The sequence below is a fragment of the Vallitalea sediminicola genome, from assembly GCF_054408565.1.
Genome location: NZ_BTPT01000414.1, coordinates 1 through 376, shown reverse-complemented (window position 1 = coordinate 376; position 376 = coordinate 1). Strand labels below are relative to the sequence as shown.

1 protein-coding gene is annotated in these 376 nt (G+C 30.1%); it reads left to right on the top strand.

The genetic code is table 11. From position 1 onward, the window contains the following. Positions 1 to 268 precede the first annotated feature (268 nt). Positions 269 to 376, top strand: a 108-nt coding sequence (locus ACX6CF_RS27250; protein ID WP_458788502.1) for a MerR family DNA-binding transcriptional regulator, incomplete at its 3' end; no start/stop codon positions are given.

Below are 376 nucleotides of genomic sequence, written 5' to 3'. Positions count from 1 at the left end.
CTTTGATTAGCACGTCGGTTGGGTTATGTATTGACGGCTTTTTAGCATCTTCATTAAAAAATAAAGTAGATTTCGAAGTAGGTTGGCCCTTAGCGACCTGAATAATTTTTTTCATTATAAAGCCTTAATTTTTATGTTTAAAAATTTATTTGTGACAGGGGGGGAATTTAGTCTGTACAAATTAGTTTCAGTAAGTAGATATTTTGAGAGTATAAGTTTAAAGTTAACTTTAATGTCAACAGTTAAAAAATGATTAAAAAGGTGACTTATTAAAATTGGTGAATTAGCAAAAGTAAGTGGTATCGCTGCGCATACCATTAGGTTTTACGAAACTAAAGGTTTATTACCTAAAGTAAGTAGAGATATAAATGGCTAT